This is a genomic window from Streptococcus pseudopneumoniae (assembly GCF_038148955.1).
Taxonomy (GTDB): Bacteria; Bacillota; Bacilli; order Lactobacillales; family Streptococcaceae; genus Streptococcus; species Streptococcus pseudopneumoniae_T.
Genome location: NZ_JBBJZY010000036.1, coordinates 1 through 7,519, shown reverse-complemented (window position 1 = coordinate 7,519; position 7,519 = coordinate 1). Strand labels below are relative to the sequence as shown.

At 42.3% G+C, this 7,519-nt stretch carries 7 protein-coding genes; 2 read left to right on the top strand and 5 right to left on the bottom strand.

Translation table 11 applies throughout. From position 1 onward, the window contains the following. Positions 1-65 precede the first annotated feature (65 nt). Both WKI23_RS09160 and pepC read left to right on the top strand, forming a co-directional pair. Positions 66-788, top strand: a complete 723-nt coding sequence (locus tag WKI23_RS09160; RefSeq protein WP_368079706.1) for a pseudouridine synthase — start codon at positions 66-68, stop codon at positions 786-788. A gap of 217 nt (positions 789-1,005) precedes the next feature. Then, entirely contained in the window at positions 1,006-2,340 is a 1,335-nt protein-coding gene (pepC, locus tag WKI23_RS09155; RefSeq protein ID WP_368079705.1) for an aminopeptidase C, read from the top strand. 55 nt (positions 2,341-2,395) lie between these two features. On the opposite strand, the gene WKI23_RS09150 is transcribed toward pepC, so the two are convergent. The 5 genes from WKI23_RS09150 to WKI23_RS09130 all read right to left on the bottom strand — a co-directional run bounded on the left by WKI23_RS09150 (position 2,396) and on the right by WKI23_RS09130 (position 7,442). Next, a complete protein-coding gene (locus tag WKI23_RS09150) occupies positions 2,396-3,307 on the bottom strand; it encodes a PTS system mannose/fructose/sorbose family transporter subunit IID (protein ID WP_050222832.1) in 912 nt (303 codons plus the stop codon). A gap of 23 nt (positions 3,308-3,330) precedes the next feature. Continuing rightward, positions 3,331-4,134: a PTS mannose/fructose/sorbose transporter subunit IIC gene (locus tag WKI23_RS09145; RefSeq protein ID WP_050222833.1), complete on the bottom strand. Its 804-nt coding sequence runs from the start codon at positions 4,132-4,134 to the stop codon at positions 3,331-3,333. 27 nt (positions 4,135-4,161) lie between these two features. Further along, on the bottom strand, positions 4,162-5,151 hold the full coding sequence (locus tag WKI23_RS09140; RefSeq protein ID WP_050222834.1) for a PTS sugar transporter subunit IIB: 990 nt from the start codon (positions 5,149-5,151) through the stop codon (positions 4,162-4,164). A 234-nt stretch (positions 5,152-5,385) separates the two neighbouring features. Beyond that, positions 5,386-6,405 (bottom strand): alcohol dehydrogenase AdhP, encoded by a 1,020-nt coding sequence (adhP, locus tag WKI23_RS09135; protein WP_173225990.1) that lies wholly within the window; start codon positions 6,403-6,405, stop codon positions 5,386-5,388. 224 nt (positions 6,406-6,629) lie between these two features. Continuing rightward, positions 6,630-7,442: a Cof-type HAD-IIB family hydrolase gene (locus WKI23_RS09130; RefSeq protein WP_173278067.1), complete on the bottom strand. Its 813-nt coding sequence runs from the start codon at positions 7,440-7,442 to the stop codon at positions 6,630-6,632. Between the last annotated feature and the right edge of the window lie 77 nt (positions 7,443-7,519).

The following is a 7,519-nucleotide window of genomic DNA, read 5'->3' as shown; positions in this document are numbered from 1 at the left end:
AGTATGAAACGAAAAGGAGGTTGGTCATTGTACCAGCCTCCTTTTGAGTATGATATAATAGTTCTATGAGATTAGATAAATTTTTAGTTGCCTGCGCTGTGGGGAGTCGGAGTGAGGTCAAAAACTTGCTCAAGGCTGGGCGCGTGATGGTAAATGGTAAAAAAGAAAAATCAGCTAAATTGCAGATTGATGAAGAAAGAGATGAGATTCGCTTTGATGGGCAAGTGATGGAGTACGAGGAGTTTGTTTACTATATGATGAACAAGCCCCAAGGAGTTATTTCAGCGACTGAGGATCCCAAGCACAGAACCGTGTTGGACTTGCTGGATGATATTGCTCGGACCAAGGAGGTTTTTCCAGTAGGACGTTTGGATATCGATACGCATGGTCTTCTGCTCTTGACCAATGATGGTCAGCTGGCCCATGCTTTACTTTCACCCAAGCGTCATGTGGACAAGACTTATCAGGCACAAGTCAAGGGAATCATGACCCAAGAAGATATGGAGATATTTGCCAAGGGAATTCCTCTCAAGGATTTTACCTGTCAGCCTGCTAAACTGGAGCTTGTTTCCATAGATACAGAAAAGAATCAAAGCCAAATCCGTGTGACCATTGCAGAAGGGAAGTTCCATCAGGTCAAGCGTATGGTGGCTTACTGTGGCAAGGAAGTAGTGGACCTACAGCGTTTGACTATGGGAACTTTAGTTTTGGATGAGAATTTACAAAGAGGAGAATGGCGTCGCTTGACCAAGGAAGAATTAGAAATTCTCCGCGCTAATATTATTTAATTTAGTTTAATACTCAATGAAAATCAAAGAGCAAACTAGGAAACTAGCCGCAGGCTGTACTTGAGTACGGCAAGGCGACGTTGACGTGGTTTGAATTTGATTTTCGAAGAGTATAAATTCGAAAAAGGTGAGGGACAATGTCCTTGCCTTTTATGTTTTTCAGTTGCTTACTTTGTGAAAAGCGTTATAATAGACTGTAGAATAAAAGGAGGAATCTATGAACGCGATTCAAGAATCATTTACTGATAAATTATTTGCTAATTATGAAGCAAATGTAAAATACCAAGCGATTGAAAATGCTGCTAGCCATAATGGAATTTTTGCAGCCCTAGAACGTCGCCAAAGCCATGTAGATAACACACCTGTTTTCTCATTGGATTTGACCAAGGACAAGGTCACCAACCAGAAAGCGTCTGGTCGTTGCTGGATGTTTGCGGCTCTCAACACCTTCCGCCACAAACTCATCTCTCAATACAAACTGGAGAATTTTGAGTTGTCACAGGCCCATACTTTCTTCTGGGACAAGTATGAGAAATCAAACTGGTTCTTGGAGCAAGTCATTGCGACTGCAGACCAAGACTTGACGAGCCGTAAGGTTAAATTCCTACTTCAAACACCTCAACAAGATGGTGGTCAATGGGATATGGTCGTTTCTCTCTTTGAGAAATACGGTGTCGTGCCTAAGTCAGTTTACCCTGAGTCCGTTTCATCTAGCAGCAGCCGTGAGCTCAATGCCATCCTCAACAAATTGCTTCGCCAAGATGCTCAAATCTTGCGTGACTTGCTTGCTTCTGGTGCAGACCAAGCGACTGTTCAAGCTAAGAAAGAAGACCTCTTGCAAGAAATCTTTAATTTCCTTGCTATGTCTTTAGGACTTCCACCACGTAAATTTGACTTTTCTTATCGTGATAAGGATAACAACTACAAAAGTGAAAAAGGAATCACACCACAAGAATTTTACAAGAAATATGTCAATCTTCCTCTAGAAGATTACGTTTCTGTTATCAATGCTCCAACTGCTGATAAACCATACGGTAAATCTTACACAGTTGAGATGTTAGGAAATGTCGTTGGTAGCCGTGCGGTTCGTTACATCAACGTTCCAATGGAGCGCTTGAAAGAATTGGCGATTGCCCAAATGCAAGCAGGTGAGACTGTTTGGTTTGGTTCTGATGTCGGCCAGCTCAGCAACCGTAAGGCTGGAATCCTTGCGACAGATGTTTATGACTTTGAATCAAGCATGGACATTAAACTCACTCAAGACAAGGCTGGACGTTTGGACTATAGCGAAAGCTTGATGACCCACGCCATGGTCTTGACAGGTGTGGACTTGGATGAAAATGGTAAATCAACCAAGTGGAAGGTTGAAAACTCTTGGGGAGATAAGGTAGGTACAGATGGTTACTTCGTTGCCTCAGACGCTTGGATGGACGAATACACATACCAAATCGTTGTCCGTAAGGAATTGTTGACAGCAGAAGAACAAGCTGCCTATGAAGCAGAACCAATTGTACTCGCACCATGGGATCCAATGGGAGCCTTGGCTGAATAAAAGTATAGAAAAAAGGAATCAGATTTTAGAACCTGATTCCTTTTAAGTTGCTTGATTACATGATGTGAAGAACATGTGCCACAATACCCACTGCGAAGAGTGCAAGGATAATAGTGATTGGAGATACTTTTTTCTTAAGCAAGTACATGCAAAGTAAAGTAAGGAGTAGTCCTGATAGTCCAGGAATCAACATATCCAAGTTTTGTTGGAAAGTAGTAACTTTTTCAGGTGTTTGAGACAATCCTTGTCCTACTTGTGCGAATGCTTCTTGGATACCTTTAGACCCTTCTGGCAATTTATCCCAATGGATATAAGCTTTTTCATCTAGTTGAACTTTAGAAACATCGAAAGCAAATTTAATATTTACCCAACGTTGAACAAGGACAGCAAGAATGAACATCCCAAGGATAGAAGCACCTTTAGTGATGTCTTGAAGGATACCGCCAGACATATCTTTAGTGATTTCTGATCCAGCCTTGTATCCAACCTCTTGAACATACCACAAGAATGACATACGAATCAAGTTCCATGCAACAAAGAAGAGGAGTGGGCCCAAGATATTGCCAGTAAGGGCAAGTGAAGCACCGAGAGATCCAAGGATTGGACGTACTGTAAACCAGAATACTGGGTCACCGATACCAGCAAGAGGTCCCATCATACCGATTTTAACCCCTTGGATAGCAGCGTCATCGATTTCCACACCATTAGCACGTTCTTCTTCAAGCGCAAGAGTAACCCCCATGATTGGAGCAGCTACGTATGGATGAGTGTTGAAGAACTCAAGGTGACGCTCAAGAGCAGCGATTTGATCTTCTTTTTTAGTATAAAGTTTTTTGATAGCTGGAATGAGTGTATAAGCCCAGCCCAAGTTTTGCATCCGTTCAAAGTTCCAAGACCCTTGTAAGAAGGTTGAACGCCACCAAACTTTTTTACGATCTGATTTAGTTAATTGAAGTTTTTCAGTCATGATGTTTTCAGTCCTTTCTTATCTTAGTAGTCTTCTAGGATATCGCCGATTGGGTCGTTAGAAGTTGCGGCTCCTCCACCACCATTTCCACCAGTTTTAGAAAGGTGAAGGTAGATAAGAGCGATAGCAACACCGATAGCACCGAATCCGATTAGAGTAATGTCTGATACGGCAGCAAGAACGAAACCAAGAGCGAAGAATGGCCATACTTCACGAGTTGCCATCATGTTGATAACCATGGCGTAACCAACGGCAACGACCATACCACCACCAATAGCCATACCATCTTTGAGCCAGTCTGGCATGGCACTAAGGATACTTTGTACAGTTTCAGTTGGTACCATAAGGAGAAGAGCTGCAGGAAGCGCGATACGAAGTCCTTGGAAAAGTAGCGCAATGAAATGAGCGCGCTCCACAGCGCCGAAGTCACCTTTTTTAGCGGCAGCATCTGCAGTATGAACCAAACCAACTGAAATTGTACGAACAATCATTGTCAAGAAAAGTCCAGCTACGGCAAGAGGGATAGCAACCGCTTGGGCAACACCGATACCAGTCTTGGTAAAGTCACCACCAAGAACCATGATAATGGCAGCAGCGACAGAAGCAAGTGCAGCATCAGGAGCGATAGCAGCACCGATATTTGACCAACCAAGGGCAATCATTTGAAGCGATCCACCGAGGATAATCCCTGCTTCCAAGTGACCTGTTACAAGCCCAATAAGGGTACAGGCTACAAGTGGTTGGTGAAATTGGAATTGGTCGAGGACGCCTTCAAGACCTGCAAGGAAGGCTACAACGACTACTAAAACCATAGAAATAATAGACATCTTTAAAATCCTTTCATAAATAATGGCTTATTTGACATTGGCTTTGTTAATCAAGTCAAACAAATCTTTTTTAGAATCATTTGGTACTTTACGGACATCGAATTCAACACCGAGGTCACGCATTTTTTCAAATGTAGCAACGTCTTCTTTGTCCATAGACAAAACAGTATTGACCAATGTTTTACCTGTTGAGTGAGCCATAGAACCAACGTTAAGAGTTTTGATTGGCACGCCACCTTCGATGGCACGAAGGGCATCTTGAGGTGTTTCAAACAAGATAAGGGCATGTGTTTCTCCAAAACGTGGGTCTTTTGAAACCTCAATCAGTTTTTGAATTGGAACCACGTTAGCCTTGACATTACCTGGAGCTGCTTGTTTAATCAATTCTTTACGAAGGTCGTCTTTAGCTACGTTATCTGAAGCAACGATGATACGATTTGCTTTTGAATCTGGAGTCCAAGCAGTTGCAACCTGACCGTGAAGTAGACGTGTGTCAAGACGGGCAAGGTTGATTTTGAGTTTACCGTCTCCGATGACAGTTCCTTCTGGAATAGCAGCTTGGGCAACTGGAGCAGCTGCAGCGCTTGCTACTTCCTCAACTGGGTTGAGCTCTTCTGGAAGAGCTTTGATGCCATCTTTGGCTTCTTTGATGATATTCGCAGCGACTTTTTCTACACCTGCAGCAGCGTCCATGAGGCGCTCTGTATAGGCTTGAATCAACATCGGTAAATTAAGTCCTGTGATGATGGCAAACTTACGCTCAGGATTTTCTCCCATCACGCGACTAGCTTGGTTAAATGGAGATCCACTCCAAAGGTCAGCCAAAACTAGAACCTCATCTTCTGCGTCAAATGCAGCAACAGCGTTATTAAACTTAGCGTATAGATCATCAGGGCCTTCATTTGGCATAAAGGTTACAACTTGAACCTTTTCTTGTTCACCAAAGATCATAGATCCTGACTGATGAATACCCGCAGCAAATTCGCCGTGGCTCGCAATAATGATTCCGATACTCATTATTGTCATTCCTCCTTTTTTGTTTTAGTTTTCGTTTAAGAAAACTTTAAGACTGTTTAAGTATAAACCGTTTTCATCTAAAAATCAACTATTTATCATAAAATAATTAAAAAGATTACATCTGAAAATGTTGATATATTGAGTTTTAGAGAAGTTTTTTTGAATCCATATTTAAAAATTTAATATAAAAAAGTTGGAAGAGCATTCCAACTTTTAAAATAGGTTTCTATGAAATTAGTGGGTGAAGTCGAGTACCATACGTCCTTGGATTTGACCTTTTTCCATTTCGTCGAAAATGGCTACGGCATCTTCTATTGGACGTTTTTGAACAACTGGAACTACTAAACCTTCTGCACCGAATTGGAAGGCTTCTTCCAAGTCTTTACGAGTTCCTACAAGAGAACCGATGACTTGGATTCCATCGAGGACTGTTTTAACGATGCTGAGTTCCATCATTTCAGAAGGAAGACCGACAGCGACGACGCGACCACCGGCACGAACGGAGTCAACAGCCTGATTGAAGGCAACTTTAGATACAGCAGTTACGACAGCTGAATGAGCTCCTCCATCAGTTTTTTCTCTGATGAGTCCTGGTACATCATCAACTTCTAGGCCGTTAATAACGACATCAGCACCGACTTCCTTTGCAAGGGCAAGTTTGTCGTTGTTGATATCAACTGCGATGACATGAGCATTGAATACTTTTTTAGCGTATTGAACAGCTAGGTTACCAAGTCCACCAGCACCGTAAAGAACAACCCATTGACCTGGTTCAACTTTTGCTTCTTTTATAGCTTTATAGGTTGTTACACCAGCACATGTGATAGAAGAGGCTTGGGCTGGATCAAGTCCGTCAGGAACTTTAACAGCATAGTCTGCTGTTACGATACATTGTTCAGCCATACCACCGTCTACTGAGTAGCCGGCATTTTTTACTGTACGGCAAAGAGTTTCACGGCCAGTTGTACAGTATTCGCAAGTGCCACATCCTTCAAAGAACCAAGCAACGCTGACACGGTCACCGACTTTAAGGCTTTTAACATCTGGGGCAATTTCTTTAACGATACCAACACCTTCGTGTCCTAGGACACGTCCTGGTACTTGACCGAAGTCACCGTGGGCAACGTGGAGGTCAGTGTGGCAAACACCACAGTATTCAATTTCTACAAGTGCTTCTCCAGTTTCAAGTGGACGGAGTACTTTTTCTTCAACAGCAACACCAGTGCTTTCTGGATTTACAACAACAGCTTTCATAGCTATCCTCCTTGATATTGGCCGAGAACAGGGACAACAGGACTGGATTGATTTTGTGTCAACAGAGTCGAGTGTGACGAGCTCTCTTGTATTTATATGTGAAGTATATCACAAAAGAAAGCCTTTTCCAAGGTTTTGGAAGCAAAAAGTAGAACAATCGATTAACTGGTTGATGAGACTGTGAAAATAGCACAAAGACCAGCTCGCAAGCTGGTCAGAATGGACTATAAGAATAAGTCTTGCAGGGTTTTGGCAACTCCATCTTGGTCATTGGTCAGGGCAATTTGCTCATCTGCATAAGGGAGTAGCTCTGGATTGGCATTTTTCATGGCATAGCCCTTCCCAGCAAAAGCTAGCATTTCGGTATCATTGTGTTCATCTCCAAAGGCAATCAAATCTTTTTTGTCACGGTTCATTACCTTGAGTAAGTAGTCCAAAGCAAAGGCTTTGTTGACACCTTTTGGGGTACACTCAAGGATATTGAGCGGCCCTCCCCAGGTATTGATAGACAGTTGATGCTGGTAGAAGGCGTTCATTTCTTTTGCCAAGGCATATTTGTCACTGGCTCTGGTCTGTAACAGAATACAGTTAGGATCCTTGGTCACCAATTCAGGCTGGAATTGATTTTCAGGCTGGAAAGCTTCTACACCAAATAGTTTGGGATTGGCAATTTCTTCATTAGGATTTGTAATGTAGAATTTTTTACGATATTCACCAGCGATAAAATCGGCTTGAATGTCCTCAGAACGTCGAACCATGTCTAAAAGATATTTTTTGTCTACAGTTAAACACTTTTCAAAATCCCAAACTTGGTCTGGTAAATGAGTAAGGGAGCCGTTGAAATTAATCATAGGAGTGTTTAAGCCTAGTTCACGGTAAAAATCTTTTGACATGCGGTAAGGGCGCCCTGTCGTAATAATAACTTGATGGCCTTTTTCAGTAACTTTTTTGATGGTTTTTTTGGTAAAGTCAGAAATTTGACTGTCTGAGTTGAGCAGGGTTCCATCCAGGTCAACTGCAATAATTTTCTTCGTCATAGGGACCTTTCTAGTGTCTTTTCAGATAATACTCTTCGAAAATCAAATTCAAACCACGTCAGCTTCACCTTGCCGTA